The following is a 14,559-nucleotide window of genomic DNA, read 5'->3' on the forward strand; positions in this document are numbered from 1 at the left end:
CCATAATAACCAAATCATAACATTAAATGTTTAGTAATCATTAAAGTTCTGAAAATTCAGATATATACCATTAAAAGTAGGTAAAATGAGGATTTTAGTATTGATTATATATACCAAATGGGGTAAAATAAAGTGTCGTTATAAAGTACTAGGAGGTATTATGATGGGAAATTTAGTAGTAGTCGGTTCACAATGGGGCGACGAAGGAAAAGGTAAAATAACAGATTACTTTACAGATAGATGTGATATTGTTGTAAGAAGTTCAGGCGGTAACAATGCGGGACATACAGTTATAGCAAACGGCATTACATATAAGTTACATGTTATTCCTTCAGGTGTTATCCAGGATAAACCATCAATTATTGGCGCAGGAATGGTAGTTGACCCTACATGGTTAGTTAAGGAAATGAACACTTTAAAAGAACAAGGGGTCAAGTTTGATAAACTTATCATTGACAAAAGAGCGCAGGTAATCATGCCTTATCACAGAGTGCTTGATGAACTGATCGAAAAATCACTTGGTAAAAACGATATAGGAACGACAAAAAGGGGTATCGGACCTGCTTATACGGATAAAATCAAAAGAAGCGGGATAAGAATTTGTGATTTAATCGATACACCGCTATTCGAAGAAAAATTAAAAATCAATCTCGAAGCTGTTAATAAAGAAATTGTAGAAGTTTACGGCGGAGAAGAATTAAAATTTGAAGATATTTTTGATGAGTACAATAAATGTGCGGATATCATAAGACAGTATGTAGCTGATGCTACAGTTATTATTTATGATTACATCAAAAAAGGTAAAAAAGTGTTATTTGAAGGTGCTCAAGCAACACTTCTCGATATAGACTTCGGTACATATCCATACGTTACATCATCTCACCCAACAGCAGCCGGAGCATGCATAGGTTCGGGCATTGGTCCTGCTTATATTGATGATGTATGCGGGATTGCCAAAGCTTACACAACAAGAGTAGGTAAAGGTCCTTTCCCTACAGAGTTATTCGATGAAGACGGAGACTATCTAAGAGAAAAAGGTTATGAATACGGTACTACAACGGGAAGACCGAGAAGATGCGGATGGCTTGACGCAGTAATACTTAAATTCGCGGTAAGAGTAAATTCTCTTACAAGTATAGTATTTACAAAACTTGATACTCTAACCGGAATGAAAAAAATAAAACTTTGTGTCGGATATAAATACAAAGATGAAATAATCACAGATTTCCCTGCAGAACTTACGGTTCTCGGCGAATGTGAGCCTGTTTATGAAGAATTTGAAGGATGGAATGAAGATATTTCACAAATCAGAGATTTTGATGAACTGCCTGAAAATGCTAAAAAATATGTCAACAGGGTGGAAGAACTTTGCGAAGTTCCAATCGGTATCGTTTCTGTAGGACCTGACAGAGAAGATACAATTATAAGACAACAATATTTATAATATGGAAGATAAAATATATATAGTATCGACACCTATCGGTAACCTTGAAGATATGACCTTCAGAGCAATAAACGTTTTAAAAGAAGTCGATGTTATCTTATGTGAAGATACGAGACACTCAATAAAGTTACTAAATCATTTTGAAATAAAAAATAAGCTGATAAGCTATCATAAATTTAACGAAAAGGAAAGAATAGACTATATTCTTTCCTTAATAAATGAAAACAAGACTTTGGCTTTGATTTCAGATGCGGGAACACCTTTAATATCAGACCCTGGGAGTATACTTGTAAACTCTTTAATAGAAAATGATATAAAATTTACAGTAGTACCCGGTGCTAACGCATTACTGCCTGCACTTATTTTGTCCGGATTTAACAGTGAAGAATTCTTATTTGTTGGATTTTTAGCTAAGAAAAAAAATAAAAAAGAAGAAAAATTAAATACATTAAAAGAGTTAGACAAAACTTTGATTTTTTATTCTTCTCCTTACGAATTGATTGATATGTTAAAATCTATCGACAATGTTTTGGGAGACAGAAAAACTGCTGTATCAAAAGAAATAACGAAACTTCATGAGACTACTTACAGAGGAACGCCGAAAGAACTAATTAATATGTTAATTGATATGGAAATCAAAGGTGAATTTGTTATAGTAACAGAAGGAAATAAGGAAGAAAAAAAATTACTTACAAGAGAAGAAGCAAAAGAAATATTTGATATGGAAGTTGAAAAAGGTGAACACCCTAAAGAGTTGATAAAGAAATTAGCTAAAGAAAACAATTTAAATAAAAGAGATTTATATAATTATTTAATGAAAAAATAAAGCCCAAATATAGGGCTTTTTTATATCGAGAGGTAAATATGAATAAGACAAAAGAAATATTTTTGACAAGACCGATAATAATATGTTTACTCGCTTCTATATGCTGCATTTTATGGGGAAGTGCATTTCCCTCAATTAAAATAGGATATAGACTTTTTAATATCGCTTCAGCGGATACCGCCAGTCAAATGCTTTTTGCGGGATTAAGATTTACCCTTGCGGGAATTCTCGCTATTATTCTTGGAAGTATCATCTCCAAAAAGCTTTTGATTCCTAAAAAAGGAGCTTATAAATCTATATTTAAGCTTTCAATGGTACAAACGGTTCTTCAGTATGTTTGTTTCTATGTGGGACTTGCAAATACAACGGGAGTCAAGGCTTCCATTATAGAAGCTTCAAATGTTTTTTTAGCAATATTGATACCTTCTTTGATATTAAAGCATGAAAATCTAACATTCAAAAAAATGCTTGGATGTACCATAGGTTTTATAGGCGTGGTTATCATTAATTTAAACGGTGCCAGTTTGGATATAAGTATGAAATTAAGCGGAGAAGGACTTATATTTATGTCTGCGGTAATGTACGCATTATCTTCCATACTGGTAAAAGAATATTCAAAAAATGAACAGCCTGTCGTTTTAAGCGGATATCAATTTGTTTTAGGCGGGATAGTAATGATATTAATAGGTTTGTTTATGGGAGGTAAAGTAAGCGGTTTTAATTTGAATTCAACACTTCTTTTAATTTATATGGCTCTTATATCCGCAGTTGCTTATTCCCTATGGTCGATACTTCTTAAATACAATCCCGTAGGAAAAGTGGCAGTCTTTGGATTTTTAAATCCGGTATGCGGTGTTATCCTATCTGCGGTACTATTAAAGGAAGGAAGTGTCTTTAATATTCTTGGTTTGATTTCTTTGATTCTGGTTTGTATAGGGATATATATGGTAAACAGGGAATAAAAAAACGCCTTAAGGCGTTTTTTTATGACTTCTTCTTTTTACCCATATTTCGTTCCAGTAAATGCTTGTTTAAAACAATATTGATATACTGAGAAAATGACCTGTCGTCTAACTCTGCCAGCTTTTTAATATCTTTGATAATTTGCTCATCCAGAGTTATACTAACTTTTGCTTTTAATGGTCTCATATCTATCCTCCCATGCACATACTAAACTCCGATATCTTATAATATATTATACTACCAAATTTTACCAATATCTCGTAAATATGATAAAATAATACATAGTCGTATTTTGTCGTATTCTGTAGAAAACTATTAAAAAAGGAGATTTTTTCTCCTTTTATATACTTTTATTCATACTTGTACTGCTTTCACCAGTATTTTCTTTTGTTTTATCATTTGTATCCGTCTTAGTATTGTTATCATCTTTACTGTCATTGTCCTTTTTTGTATTGCTTGTTGCAATGGTTATTTTAGAAATATCTATTTTACATTCTTTATTTACTATATTTTGAACTTTGGAAGCGTCCGCTGGACTCAATTCATCCGCGTCTACAATTACATTTGCATAGCCTTCATGTATAATCACTATAGCATCATCAAACCCTTTAGATTTAATTAGATTTTCTACGACAAGCTCAGTTTCCGACAACTTTGAAATAGCTACACTTTCTTCAACCGCTTCCTTAACTATGTTCTTATCAGCTGAAGAATCCTTTGCAATATTTTGAAGAGCTTCCAAGTTTTGACTTCTTATCTTGTCTCTGTTGAGTCTGTATTCACTGAAAAATTCATCCGACAATTCTGCGTTGCCGCTTAATACATCATCCTCGCTTATATTTGAAACAAGTGTGGCATTGCTTGGTTCATTGTTATTTACATTAGCTACAGATGAGCTGTCCCCCTTATAAAACAATGTATAGTTAGCAATACTGATAACCAGTAAACATGTAACCAGTCCCACTAAAACTGCATTTTTTTTCTTGATTTTATTCATGACCCCATTCTCCTTATATATTTTCTTTACTTGGTAAAACTACCACTTTATAACTAGGCAAGCTAAGTAACGCCTCTACACTTTTGGTTATGTAATACTGGACCGTCTTATTGCCCGCACCGCTTGCCACAATAACAACTCCCACGACTTCAGGGTATTTATCCTTAGTCGTAAACGGACTTTCATTGGAACCGTCTCTTACCATAACCGCATCTTTTGAAGAATTACTGCTGTCATTAGTATTTTCATCACTGCTGCCGGAAGTACTTGTAGAGTTACTTTCATTGTATGCAATATTTTTTTCTATTTCTCCGTCAAGAGTTATAGTAACTTTTACATTACCTACCCCGCTTACTTTACTCAATGTTTCTTCAATACTCTTTTCTAAGTTAGTTTTATATTCGCTTGAAGATAATTCCTTTGAAGTTTCTTTTTTATCTTTATTACCTGAAGACGAGAATAAAGAAGAAAACAATATTAAACAAAGTCCTATTACCAGAAGTATTATAAGCAAAGATTTATTTTTATCCTCACCCTTAATAAAATTATTAATGATACCGCTTAGTTTATCTTTATCCATTACTCTACACTTCCTGTCTTAATATTTATATTATTTAAGTCCACTAAATATGTTTTACTTAAATAACTTTTTATCTTATCTTTCTTTTTTATGCCATTTTCATTTAAAGTAATATTTATTTCTTTGATATCCCCGTACGTATCGCTGTTGGAATCCTCATTTATCCTTACACTTACTTTACTTTCTATATAATATTTCTTATTTATAATCCCTTTTATATTATCGTTTAGTTTATTTTTATATTCATCTATTATGAGGCTGTCGGTATCAATTTTTCCCTCATTGATCTGACTTTCAAATGTATCTATCCTCACATAACTATCGTTTAAGAGAGAGGAAAACTCACCTTTTTTAACTATGGTCAATATAGGCGTTAAAATAGATATCACGAGAAGTAAAGATATAAAAAACTTAATATATTTATCATATTCCTTTGAAGGAGAAAGAAGCCTTAATATACTTATTACCATTATCAAATATAAAAAATTCTTTGTAATATCAGCCATCCTACCCTCCTAACATCGCTATTATACCAATCAGCATTATAAAAAGCACAGCTACGACCAAGAAGCATGCGAAAATCAGACTTAAAAAAGCTGAAGCATCGTTTAATGCTTTACTTACCCTTGGATCGGTCAAAGGTTCACTCAAAAATGCAGATACTTTTAAAGTTACTATGGAACAAAGCATATGCATAAAAGGGATCAATAAAAGAGAAATAAGTATCAAGACTCCAATAAGCCCTACCGAATTTTTTATCACTTTAACGAAACCTATAACAGTATCCGCACTGTCTGATATAAGAGACCCAAGAACCGGAACTAACTTACTTACTGCAAACTTCGCTGTCTTGATGGAAAGACTGTCAAGAGATGCAAACAAACTGCCTTGAATACTTAAAATACCGACAAACAATACCGAAAACAATCCCATTACAAAGAGTACACCTTGTTTTATGAATGATACCAAATATGAAATATTTATATCGATCAAGAGGTTGTCCATAATGCTTAGGATAAAACCAAAGCTTAAAGTAGGAATAACAAAATAAGTCATAGCCGATGCAAAAAAATTGATTATAAACACTAAGCTTATACTTATAATATTTCCGGAAAATATATTCCCGCTCAAGTTCATAAGGATTATTATTATTGGAAGCAGTACATTCATAAATCCGGTAATAGCTTTTATTAGAGAATAAGCAACCGAGACTATATTAAAGAAAGTCTTAACTATCAGTGCTACAAGAACCAAATATATACCAAAAAATGCTACATCGCTTATCTCTTTATTCATAAATGAAGTATTAAGCAGATTTATTAAACTTAAAAATATAGATAGTGCTATGAAAGTCAGCAGGATCGAAATACTTTCCCTTAATGTCATAAAAAATAAATCTTTTAAAGTATTTATAAAGTCATTATAATCAAAGGAATAATTACCGCTTACAACATCACTTATAAAATCCTTTATGTTACCGTAGTTAAAAAGTTCATAAAAATTATTGTCATTGGTATATAAATCCAGTTTATAAAGCTGCCCCTTTTCATACACATTATCGACTAATGCTCCGTAATCCTGTTCACTATTATTCCCATTCCTATTTTCACAGTATCCTAAAGCAGGAATAGATATGAAAACCATAAAGCAACATATTAAAATAAATACTCTTTTCATCAAATCACTTCCTCAATATAAGAAAATAAACTTATGATTAAAGGAAGAGAAAAGTATAGTATCATTATTTTTGTAAAGAAACTTATCTTGGTACTTAAAGTCTTATTTCCGCTGTCTAAACAAAGTTCACTTGAAAACTGTCCGATATAAGCAACGGCAATTATCTTAAATATAGCTTTTATATTAAGCATGTCCACATTTGCTTTAACAGAATATGTATTTACGACATCTATGACCGCATAAAGATATTTTATGGCAAAGCCTAAAATTATAATTCCTGCAATGATCGTAATAAACAGTGCATACTCCTTATTATCTTTTATGAAAAATAGGCTTATAACAGATCCCAATATCCCTATCATAGCTATTTTTACAATATCCATATCAGTATAACCCGAACATCGTTTTTACCGTACTGAAAAAGTCATTGACCATATTTACTACCAACATAAGCACCACTATAATTCCTGCCAAAGCTACCATAGTCGCCATATCATCTCTGTCACTTTTCTTTAAAATTATACTTAAAACTGCTACTATAAAACCTATTCCCGCTATTTTAAAAATTATATCTATCTGCATATCTACTTCTCCTTAAATAAAAATTACTACCAAAAAACTGCCGAACAACACCCCCATTTTTTCGTATAAACTTACTTTATTATCTCTGTCTTCTTTAGCTTTTTTTATAGCCTCTGCTAAACCGGACTGAATTAAAGTAAGCTGTTTCACCATTCTGTTTTTATCATTAAAAGACAAACTTACCCCGATATTTTCAAGTAAAATCATCTCTTCTCTGGAAATGTTGAATTTATAATTATTTAAACATTCAAACCATATTGCAGAAAAATCACTTAAATCTTTTTTTAACATAGTAGTTTTTACATCTCTCAGAAAATCATGATATGTAGTCTTTGTGATTTTGATTGCCCCTGAAATAAGAAAATTAATATCATATAAACCGACATTTATACTTACTATAAAATCATTTAAAATCCTATTTATTTCTTCAAGTTCAAGAAGTCTGTTTTTTATTTTCCTTGTTATGCTTTTGGAAAATAAAATACTAAATATAAACAAACAAACTATACCCGGTAATTTAACATACATTACATTAACCTCTCTAACTTTTCGTTATAAATTTCTTTTATATACCTCTCTCCGTGTTCTATAGATAAGAAGATATATCTGTTAAAAATTTTCTTTTTTATAATAGAAACAAAATTCTCTTTTCTTAAAATATCTCTCATATCTTTACCATGAGCTGATGATATTACTTTAACTCCGCTTAATACAGAATTTTCAAGTGCAGAAATATCATCTGTTTTTCCTATCTCATCGGTTATTATCACTTCGGGAGACATGGCTCTGACCAGCATATTCATGCCGTCGCTTTTATTTATCCCTTCAAGCACATCGGTCTTATCTCCTATATTAAGTTCATTTACTCCGTTGTGAAGGCTTGCGATTTCTTTTCTCTCATCTACAATACAAACTCTTTTTCCAACAAAATCGCCCTTATTCGTGGATATTACCCTGGAAATATCACGAAGCAATGTCGTTTTACCGACTTTCGGCGGAGATATTATTAAAGTATTGTAAACTTCTCCTTTATTTAAAATGTAATTAAGAACTAAATTACTGGCACCTATAATTTGTCTTGAAATCCTTATATTAAGCGAATTGATATTTCTAAGACCTATGACTTTGTTATCCTCCATTATCACGCTTCCGGAAAAACCGATCCTGTGACCGCCTTTGATTGTAATAAACCCTTTGAGCAAACTATCTACACTCGCATAAAAAGAATAGTTTGTAGCTAAATTCAATATACCTTCTATATCTTCTTTTTTTACATCATAGGGAATTAAGATATCTTCCTTTGAACCTACTATATGTATATTCCTGTTAAGCCTTAATCTTATTTCTTCTATTTCATCATTTATATTTACTTCATCAATAACTTTAAGTATCTCATCAGGCAGAATATCTATAATTTCCTTTGGAAGTTTATCAGTATTCATATAACTTGTCCTTTGCTTTAATTTAGTATTACTATACTTCTTTATGTTGTCGTATTTGAGAAAAGCTAGAGGTCTACTTTAACTTTTTTAAGTTTTAAGTATATTTTTACTTTAAGTGAATATAAAAAAAAGCTATAGAAAAACTATAGCTTTTAAAATTCCCACTCTACACTTGCATTATCATTTATAACATCAAATATTAACTTCTCGGGACCTATCAATTTATAATTGACTTTGCATTTGAGCCCTTCTTTAATTACCCTGTCCATTTTACCAGATACCGGAGCGTCCAAATCCAAATTAGGGAATTTCAAGACTTTCATATAAAACTTATATTTTCCTTGTTTTACAATCAAGCTGTCATTCGTCTTATAAACGACTTTAGCACCCAGATAAGTAGCAAATCGATATTCCCTGTCTTTATAATGAATGACACCTATAAGCCCTTCAAAACTATAATGAAGCATTGGTATATCAGCTACGGAAAACATAATTGAATTATTTCCGCCGTAATCAAAACCGGACTGAGTCCAAATATATCTTTCGGGAAAGGATGAACCAAAGTCTTTTTCTATATAACCTCTGCCGCCGTCAAAATTTATGACCTTGCCGTTTATATTTAAATTGCCTTTGATCGAATGATGCATGCTGAGAACATCATGAGAACACTGCATAAAAGGAACATATTTAAAAGGTCCCATAATATTATAATTGAGTGGAGAAAATTCTCCGTAGGATATACCTCCTTTTATCTTCAAATCCTCGGTATCAATATCTAGTATTATACCTTCACTTGAAAATTCACATTTTCCCACTTTAACGTAGAAAGTTCTTTTATATGTTTTAAACTCGGTTATATCATATTTTAACTTATATGTTTTATCTTCGGTTATTATTTGAATCATGGCAAATTTATTCCCATTATCATCAATATGAAAAGAAGGTATGAAGCTTATCATAAAATCATCTGTCTGATGTTTTAAGTACCATCCTTCAAAATAAGATTTTGTTTTATATTCACCATGAAAATTAATATATGTTCCCATAATTATCTCCTTTGTGAAATTATTAACGGCTTATTGATATTTTAAACATAAAAAAAGAAGCTCAATTTGAGCTTCCTATAATCATTTATCAAGTAATTCATAAAAATAATCCGGCAGTTCGCTGTTAAATTCCATATATTCACTTGTTCTAGGGTGTATAAACCCTAGTTTATAAGCATGAAGCAACTGTCCTTTAAAAGGTTTGTCTATCTCTTTATTAAACCCATATACTTTATCACCTACAACGGGATGTGAAATATATTTAAGGTGGACTCTTATCTGATGAGTACGTCCGGTTTCCAAATGAACATCCAAAAACGTATATTCATCATATCTCTCAATAACGTCAAAATGAGTTACTGCTCTTTTGGAATTACTTTGAGTTACGCACATATCTTTTCTTTTTATCTTATCTCTTCCGATAGGTGCATCTATCGTCCCCAAGTTTTCATGTATAATACCATGACATATAGTTTTATATCTTCTGTTGATAGAATGCTCTTTAAACTGTGCTGCCAAATGGTTATGAGCATTATCATTCTTTGCAACTATTAATAATCCCGAAGTGTCTTTATCAATCCTATGAACTATCCCCGGTCTTATAACTCCGTTAATAGAAGATAAATCTTTCACATGATACATTAAAGCATTCACAAGTGTACCAGAGTAATTTCCGTTAGCGGGATGAACGACCATTCCCTGAGGCTTATCCACGATTACTACATCTTCGTCTTCATATACGATATTTATAGGTATATTTTCCGCTATGACATCCAAGACTTCAGGTTCAGGTAAATTGACCTTAACCCTTTCACCGACAAGCAATTTCCTCGACGGCTTGACTTTTTCATCATTAAGGAAGACTTCCCCTTCCTTAAATAGTTTTTTTAAACTTTCCCTTGAAAAATCTTCTAATTCATCGGATAAAAATTTATCGCATCTTATATTCTGTTTTTCTTCCGTCACAATAAATTCTTTTGTTTCCATTAAAACCTACTTATACAAATTTTTTAACGAGTAATTTGGTATTGCCTTTTTTAGTCTGACCGCCTTGACTATCCACAATAGCTCTGCCTTTAGTTCTTACGGATATCATATCTCCTACCTTTACCGTCATTGCAGGTTTAGAAACCTGATTATGGTTTATTTTGACTTTACCGCCTTTTACAAACATATTAGCTTCATTTCTGGATAGCTTAAATATATTGCCTATAACAGCGTCAAGCCTCATGGAAGGAACGATAATATTAAGCTCTTTGAATTTAGGTTCTATTACACTGGCTTCACTTATATCACATTCATAGAATGTTACATTGTTCCCGCCTATTTTAGTAAGTTCATTAACCAAGAACTCACTTATCGTATCATAAACAAAAATTTCTATATGATCATCAAGTATATTGATATCTCCGACTTTAGATCTCTCAACGCTGAGAGAAAGTATAGAACCCAAGACATCCTGATGTCTCACATCAAGAGCTTCCTTTGATTTTAATACTTTAATAGGATATTCACTTTCCTCAGGCTCATGTCCTTCCTTAAATATACTCATTATCTTTCTTTCAGTATATACGTGACCGCCAAAAAATGAACAATCTTTTCCCTTATATCTGCCTATTTCTCTTCCGCCAACCATTTGGTCGGAAGGATCCAAGAAACTAGAAAAGACACTTCCACCTTTTTTATCGGATAAAAGTGCCATATCTTCTATTCTTGATATGAAAAATTCATATTCGCCCATATTTAGTCTTCATACTCCCATAAATCTCTGGAACGTGTTGATGTATTATAAGAATCGTTTGGTCTTTCCTGTGTTTCTACTTCAACACCGTAAGGAGCTAAAATAAACACATTTTGAGCAATTCTCTTCATACTTGCGCCAAGTACATAAACAGCTCCGCTTAAAAAGTCAAATATTTTTTTAGCATCTTCATTTTCTACTTTATCCATATTTACAACAACAGTAATCCCGCCTTTTAATTTATCGCAAACCAAAGGTGCGTCATTAAAAGTTCTCGGTTCAACAAGCATAACCGTTGAAGCAGCATGTGTCGCAACAGGTGCGCTTTCAGTTCTTACTGAAGATTTTTTACCAAATAATCCGCCTTTTCTAGGTTCGTCATCATAGTAATCATCTTCTTCATAGTATTCGTCTTCGTAGTATTCATCTTTTCCTACAATCTTTTCGCCTAATTCACCTATAAAATCGTTAAATCCCATTTTATTCTCCTTCAAATATACTTGTCCCTATACGGACAATATTACTTCCTTCATCTATGGCAACTTGATAATCATTCGACATTCCCATAGATATTACAGCTAAGTTTATATTATCATATTTATTATACATATTTCTACAATTATCATAAATTTTTCTTAACTTTCTAAAAACATTCACCAGAACAGCTTTATCTTTTGTAAACGGAGCCATACACATAACCCCCATAACATTTACATTTTTAAGCTGAATTGCTTTATTAAAGGCTTCTTCGACTTCATTTTCATCAAATCCATACTTATTTTCTTCTTTGCCTATATTAAATTCTATCAATATATTGGTAATAATATCTTTTTTCGCACTTTGCTTATCTATCTCTTCCATTAAACGAATAGAATCTACTGAGTGTATCAGATGAACTTTACCGACAATATCTTTTACTTTATTCCTTTGTAAATGACCTATAAAATGCCAATTTATATCCTGATCTTTAAAAAACTCATATTTACCTAAAAATTCTTTTACTTTATTTTCTCCGAGATCTTTTATCCCATAATCAATGACTTCTTTGATCTCTTCATTAGTCCTGAATTTTGTTACAGCCAAAAGCTTTACATCTTCATCAAAATCACTATTATTACCGGCTAAATTTATATTATTTAATATCTTATCTAAATTATCTTTTATACTCATTTTCATACCTCCTAATCGGGATTAGTTATAACTTCCATATTGTTACTTAATTTTGGATTATCACGGGGTTTTAAAAGTACATTTTTAAAACCTTCCTCATAAACTTTAACCTCCACAAGTTCTTTAAAATTACCGCTTGTAAGAGCATAAACATATTTCTTATTACCGTCTTCGATTATAGCACTTTTCGGGATTGTAAACACATTTACTTCATTCGTATGAATATTAAGTTTAGTTTTATCCACATTTATTAAATGGTCAAATGCATCTTTTAGACATATAACCAAGACTTTTTTATCTTCTCCGTAATCGATAGAGTTGATAAGATAACCTTCATCCAAGACTTCATCGCTGTCTTCAAATTTAATTGTAGGATAAGTGATAAGCATATCGACTCTTGTTAAAAGGTAATCATAATACTCTCCGTCGGTTTTTAAATCATGATTTTTCTTTACTGATTTATTATATTTTTTTGCTTCTTTTTCACCTTCAACATATGTATCTTTATTCACGACTGCACATACATAAGCACATTGATTATTAACTATTTTTATAATAGATTTATCATCTTTTGTGCTTGGTGGTTTAAATCCCTTTAAATAATCAAAATAATCTTTACTTAAAGCTGCCATTACATTTGTATTTAGAACTTCCTCATATCCTGTTCTGGAAAAATATATATTTCCGGTAAATGAAAAATTTAAATTTGATATAGTAAGGGCTTTATTTTTAGATGATTTTTTACTTTTGAGTTCACTCTTTATTTTTTTAAGTGTGGCAGAATCTGCAAAAATATATTTCATGGATTTCTGCATCATATTTTTCTTATCTTTTAATTTTGTTAAGGCAGCACCATATTTATTTATATTAGCAGTATTATTTGAACTCTTTGCATTATCGTATTTATCCTGTGTGCTCGTTATTTTCTCCTCTAACTCACTAAGATCTCTGAAAAACACTTCCCTGCTTTCGTAAGATTTATTTTTTAATCTCCAATTTATAACTTTTATCGCATCATTTATATATTTATTGGTTTTGATTTTATAGCTTGAAGAAAGCTTTGTATTTGAGCCGACTTTTTGTCCTTCTTTAACAGTGAATTTTATAGGAGTTGTCTCCTTTAAATCTACGTATTCAGAATTTGTAAATATGTAACTTTCCGCAGTCTCCGTGGTAATATGTTTTTGTGAATTAAGTATTACAGTATCCTCAGTATGAAAAACGGAAAATAAAAAAAAGACTAAAACAGCTGATATGATTATTATTTCTTTATATCGTTTTCTAATAAAACTTTTTTTTCGTCTTTTTTTTATTGGTTTATTATTTTGAGGTTGTCTATTTCTGTTCATGTTACTATTTTGCACTTTAAATACCTCCTTATATTCCCTTAAGAACTACAAAAATAGTAGAAAAGAAAATTTTAAGGTCTAAAAATATAGAGTAATTATTAATATATTCAATATCCAATTTTACAACATCATGAATATTAAGTTTACTTCTTCCTTTTAACTGAGCAAGACCGGTAAGTCCGGGATATGCTATACATCTTTGCTTTTCATTTTCATCAAGTAAATCAGTTTCAATCGGGATAAAAGGTCTTGGACCTATTAAACTCATATCACCCTTTAAAACATTTAAAAGCTGAGGAATTTCATCAAAGCTTGTCTTTCTTAAAAATCTTCCAAACTCAGTAACTCTGGGATCCTGTTTTACCTGCACAAATCCATTCCTGGATTTTTTAAGTAACTTAGCTTCTTCTTTCTCACTGCCTTCTCTCATAGTCCTGAATTTTATTATATTAAAACGCCTTCCGTTCCTGCCTACCCTCTCCTGAACGAAAAAAATACTTCCGCCATCGGAAATTTTAACAATAATAGCAATTACTACCCCGGGAACAATAAAAGCTACACTAAGCAGTAAAGCACATACTATATCTATGAGCCTTTTAATAAATATGGAATTATTATATTTTTTAATTTTCTCTTTACTTACTTTTTCCATAGTTATTCCTTTACAAAAGTAATAATTAGCTGATTATTTATTATATCATTTTCTTATACTTTTTACAAATATTTATTAAATGCTTACAAA

Annotated in this window: 19 protein-coding genes; 3 read left to right on the top strand and 16 right to left on the bottom strand. The window is 31.2% G+C overall.

The genetic code is table 11. The annotated features are described in order from the left end of the window. Window positions 1-163 precede the first annotated feature (163 nt). Genes Q0516_RS06780 through Q0516_RS06790 form a run of 3 tightly spaced genes read left to right on the top strand, consistent with a single transcriptional unit; the run spans window position 164 to window position 3,232 of the window. Window positions 164-1,444: an adenylosuccinate synthase gene (locus tag Q0516_RS06780; protein WP_294464949.1), complete on the top strand. Its 1,281-nt coding sequence runs from the start codon at window positions 164-166 to the stop codon at window positions 1,442-1,444. 1 nt (window position 1,445) lies between these two features. After that, window positions 1,446-2,270 carry a 16S rRNA (cytidine(1402)-2'-O)-methyltransferase gene (gene rsmI, locus Q0516_RS06785; RefSeq protein WP_294464763.1) on the top strand — a complete coding sequence of 275 codons (825 nt, stop codon included), beginning with the start codon at window positions 1,446-1,448 and terminating at the stop codon, window positions 2,268-2,270. A gap of 38 nt (window positions 2,271-2,308) precedes the next feature. Beyond that, window positions 2,309-3,232, top strand: a complete 924-nt coding sequence (locus Q0516_RS06790; protein WP_294464766.1) for a DMT family transporter — start codon at window positions 2,309-2,311, stop codon at window positions 3,230-3,232. Window positions 3,233-3,254: 22 nt separating this feature from the next. On the opposite strand, the gene Q0516_RS06795 is transcribed toward Q0516_RS06790, so the two are convergent. The 16 genes from Q0516_RS06795 to Q0516_RS06870 all read right to left on the bottom strand — a co-directional run bounded on the left by Q0516_RS06795 (window position 3,255) and on the right by Q0516_RS06870 (window position 14,469). Further along, the gene (locus tag Q0516_RS06795) at window positions 3,255-3,419 is read right to left on the bottom strand and encodes a toxin-antitoxin system protein (protein WP_257479618.1); all 165 of its coding nucleotides are present in this window, start codon (window positions 3,417-3,419) and stop codon (window positions 3,255-3,257) included. A gap of 154 nt (window positions 3,420-3,573) precedes the next feature. Beyond that, window positions 3,574-4,230: a SpoIIIAH-like family protein gene (locus Q0516_RS06800; protein ID WP_294464775.1), complete on the bottom strand. Its 657-nt coding sequence runs from the start codon at window positions 4,228-4,230 to the stop codon at window positions 3,574-3,576. 13 nt (window positions 4,231-4,243) lie between these two features. Then, a complete protein-coding gene (locus Q0516_RS06805) occupies window positions 4,244-4,810 on the bottom strand; it encodes a hypothetical protein (protein WP_294464778.1) in 567 nt (188 codons plus the stop codon). Beyond that, window positions 4,810-5,316, bottom strand: a complete 507-nt coding sequence (locus tag Q0516_RS06810; protein ID WP_294464780.1) for a stage III sporulation protein AF — start codon at window positions 5,314-5,316, stop codon at window positions 4,810-4,812. Before Q0516_RS06810 ends, Q0516_RS06805 begins: the two co-directional genes overlap by 1 nt. A 1-nt stretch (window position 5,317) precedes the next feature. Further along, window positions 5,318-6,487 (bottom strand): stage III sporulation protein AE, encoded by a 1,170-nt coding sequence (locus Q0516_RS06815; protein ID WP_294464784.1) that lies wholly within the window; start codon window positions 6,485-6,487, stop codon window positions 5,318-5,320. Continuing rightward, on the bottom strand, window positions 6,487-6,870 hold the full coding sequence (locus tag Q0516_RS06820) for a SpoIIIAC/SpoIIIAD family protein (protein ID WP_294464787.1): 384 nt from the start codon (window positions 6,868-6,870) through the stop codon (window positions 6,487-6,489). Before Q0516_RS06820 ends, Q0516_RS06815 begins: the two co-directional genes overlap by 1 nt. Window position 6,871: 1 nt before the next feature. Beyond that, the gene (gene spoIIIAC, locus Q0516_RS06825) at window positions 6,872-7,069 is read right to left on the bottom strand and encodes a stage III sporulation protein AC (RefSeq protein ID WP_257479612.1); all 198 of its coding nucleotides are present in this window, start codon (window positions 7,067-7,069) and stop codon (window positions 6,872-6,874) included. A 12-nt stretch (window positions 7,070-7,081) separates the two neighbouring features. Continuing rightward, on the bottom strand, window positions 7,082-7,597 hold the full coding sequence (locus tag Q0516_RS06830; protein WP_294464790.1) for a stage III sporulation protein AB: 516 nt from the start codon (window positions 7,595-7,597) through the stop codon (window positions 7,082-7,084). Then, a complete protein-coding gene (gene spoIIIAA / locus Q0516_RS06835) occupies window positions 7,597-8,511 on the bottom strand; it encodes a stage III sporulation protein AA (protein WP_294464793.1) in 915 nt (304 codons plus the stop codon). Before spoIIIAA ends, Q0516_RS06830 begins: the two co-directional genes overlap by 1 nt. A gap of 152 nt (window positions 8,512-8,663) precedes the next feature. Then, the gene (locus tag Q0516_RS06840) at window positions 8,664-9,557 is read right to left on the bottom strand and encodes a tocopherol cyclase family protein (protein ID WP_294464796.1); all 894 of its coding nucleotides are present in this window, start codon (window positions 9,555-9,557) and stop codon (window positions 8,664-8,666) included. A gap of 81 nt (window positions 9,558-9,638) precedes the next feature. After that, window positions 9,639-10,544 (bottom strand): RluA family pseudouridine synthase, encoded by a 906-nt coding sequence (locus Q0516_RS06845; protein WP_294464798.1) that lies wholly within the window; start codon window positions 10,542-10,544, stop codon window positions 9,639-9,641. Window positions 10,545-10,554: 10 nt separating this feature from the next. Next, entirely contained in the window at window positions 10,555-11,298 is a 744-nt protein-coding gene (locus Q0516_RS06850; protein ID WP_294464802.1) for a YlmH/Sll1252 family protein, read from the bottom strand. A gap of 2 nt (window positions 11,299-11,300) precedes the next feature. Beyond that, entirely contained in the window at window positions 11,301-11,777 is a 477-nt protein-coding gene (locus tag Q0516_RS06855; protein ID WP_052294603.1) for a cell division protein SepF, read from the bottom strand. Window position 11,778: 1 nt separating this feature from the next. Next, window positions 11,779-12,468, bottom strand: a complete 690-nt coding sequence (locus Q0516_RS06860) for a YggS family pyridoxal phosphate-dependent enzyme (protein ID WP_294464818.1) — start codon at window positions 12,466-12,468, stop codon at window positions 11,779-11,781. A gap of 11 nt (window positions 12,469-12,479) precedes the next feature. Further along, on the bottom strand, window positions 12,480-13,832 hold the full coding sequence (locus Q0516_RS06865) for an HlyD family efflux transporter periplasmic adaptor subunit (protein WP_294464821.1): 1,353 nt from the start codon (window positions 13,830-13,832) through the stop codon (window positions 12,480-12,482). A 13-nt stretch (window positions 13,833-13,845) separates the two neighbouring features. Then, a complete protein-coding gene (locus Q0516_RS06870; RefSeq protein WP_257479603.1) occupies window positions 13,846-14,469 on the bottom strand; it encodes a sugar transferase in 624 nt (207 codons plus the stop codon). Between the last annotated feature and the right edge of the window lie 90 nt (window positions 14,470-14,559).

The sequence above is a fragment of the uncultured Anaerofustis sp. genome, from assembly GCF_938029165.1.
Classification (GTDB): domain Bacteria; phylum Bacillota; class Clostridia; order Eubacteriales; family Anaerofustaceae; genus Anaerofustis.

Coding starts and splice junctions, on each gene's coding strand:
- Q0516_RS06845 (WP_294464798.1), bottom strand. CDS start 10,544: ATGGAAACAAAAGAATTTATTGTGACGGAAGAAAAACAGAATATAAGA.
- Q0516_RS06850 (WP_294464802.1), bottom strand. CDS start 11,298: ATGGGCGAATATGAATTTTTCATATCAAGAATAGAAGATATGGCACTT.
- Q0516_RS06855 (WP_052294603.1), bottom strand. CDS start 11,777: ATGGGATTTAACGATTTTATAGGTGAATTAGGCGAAAAGATTGTAGGA.
- Q0516_RS06805 (WP_294464778.1), bottom strand. CDS start 4,810: ATGGATAAAGATAAACTAAGCGGTATCATTAATAATTTTATTAAGGGT.
- rsmI (WP_294464763.1), top strand. CDS start 1,446: ATGGAAGATAAAATATATATAGTATCGACACCTATCGGTAACCTTGAA.
- Q0516_RS06810 (WP_294464780.1), bottom strand. CDS start 5,316: ATGGCTGATATTACAAAGAATTTTTTATATTTGATAATGGTAATAAGT.
- Q0516_RS06870 (WP_257479603.1), bottom strand. CDS start 14,469: ATGGAAAAAGTAAGTAAAGAGAAAATTAAAAAATATAATAATTCCATA.
- spoIIIAC (WP_257479612.1), bottom strand. CDS start 7,069: ATGCAGATAGATATAATTTTTAAAATAGCGGGAATAGGTTTTATAGTA.
- Q0516_RS06780 (WP_294464949.1), top strand. CDS start 164: ATGGGAAATTTAGTAGTAGTCGGTTCACAATGGGGCGACGAAGGAAAA.
- spoIIIAA (WP_294464793.1), bottom strand. CDS start 8,511: ATGAATACTGATAAACTTCCAAAGGAAATTATAGATATTCTGCCTGAT.
- Q0516_RS06860 (WP_294464818.1), bottom strand. CDS start 12,468: ATGAGTATAAAAGATAATTTAGATAAGATATTAAATAATATAAATTTA.
- Q0516_RS06820 (WP_294464787.1), bottom strand. CDS start 6,870: ATGGATATTGTAAAAATAGCTATGATAGGGATATTGGGATCTGTTATA.
- Q0516_RS06790 (WP_294464766.1), top strand. CDS start 2,309: ATGAATAAGACAAAAGAAATATTTTTGACAAGACCGATAATAATATGT.
- Q0516_RS06830 (WP_294464790.1), bottom strand. CDS start 7,597: ATGTATGTTAAATTACCGGGTATAGTTTGTTTGTTTATATTTAGTATT.
- Q0516_RS06795 (WP_257479618.1), bottom strand. CDS start 3,419: ATGAGACCATTAAAAGCAAAAGTTAGTATAACTCTGGATGAGCAAATT.
- Q0516_RS06800 (WP_294464775.1), bottom strand. CDS start 4,230: ATGAATAAAATCAAGAAAAAAAATGCAGTTTTAGTGGGACTGGTTACA.
- Q0516_RS06815 (WP_294464784.1), bottom strand. CDS start 6,487: ATGAAAAGAGTATTTATTTTAATATGTTGCTTTATGGTTTTCATATCT.
- Q0516_RS06840 (WP_294464796.1), bottom strand. CDS start 9,557: ATGGGAACATATATTAATTTTCATGGTGAATATAAAACAAAATCTTAT.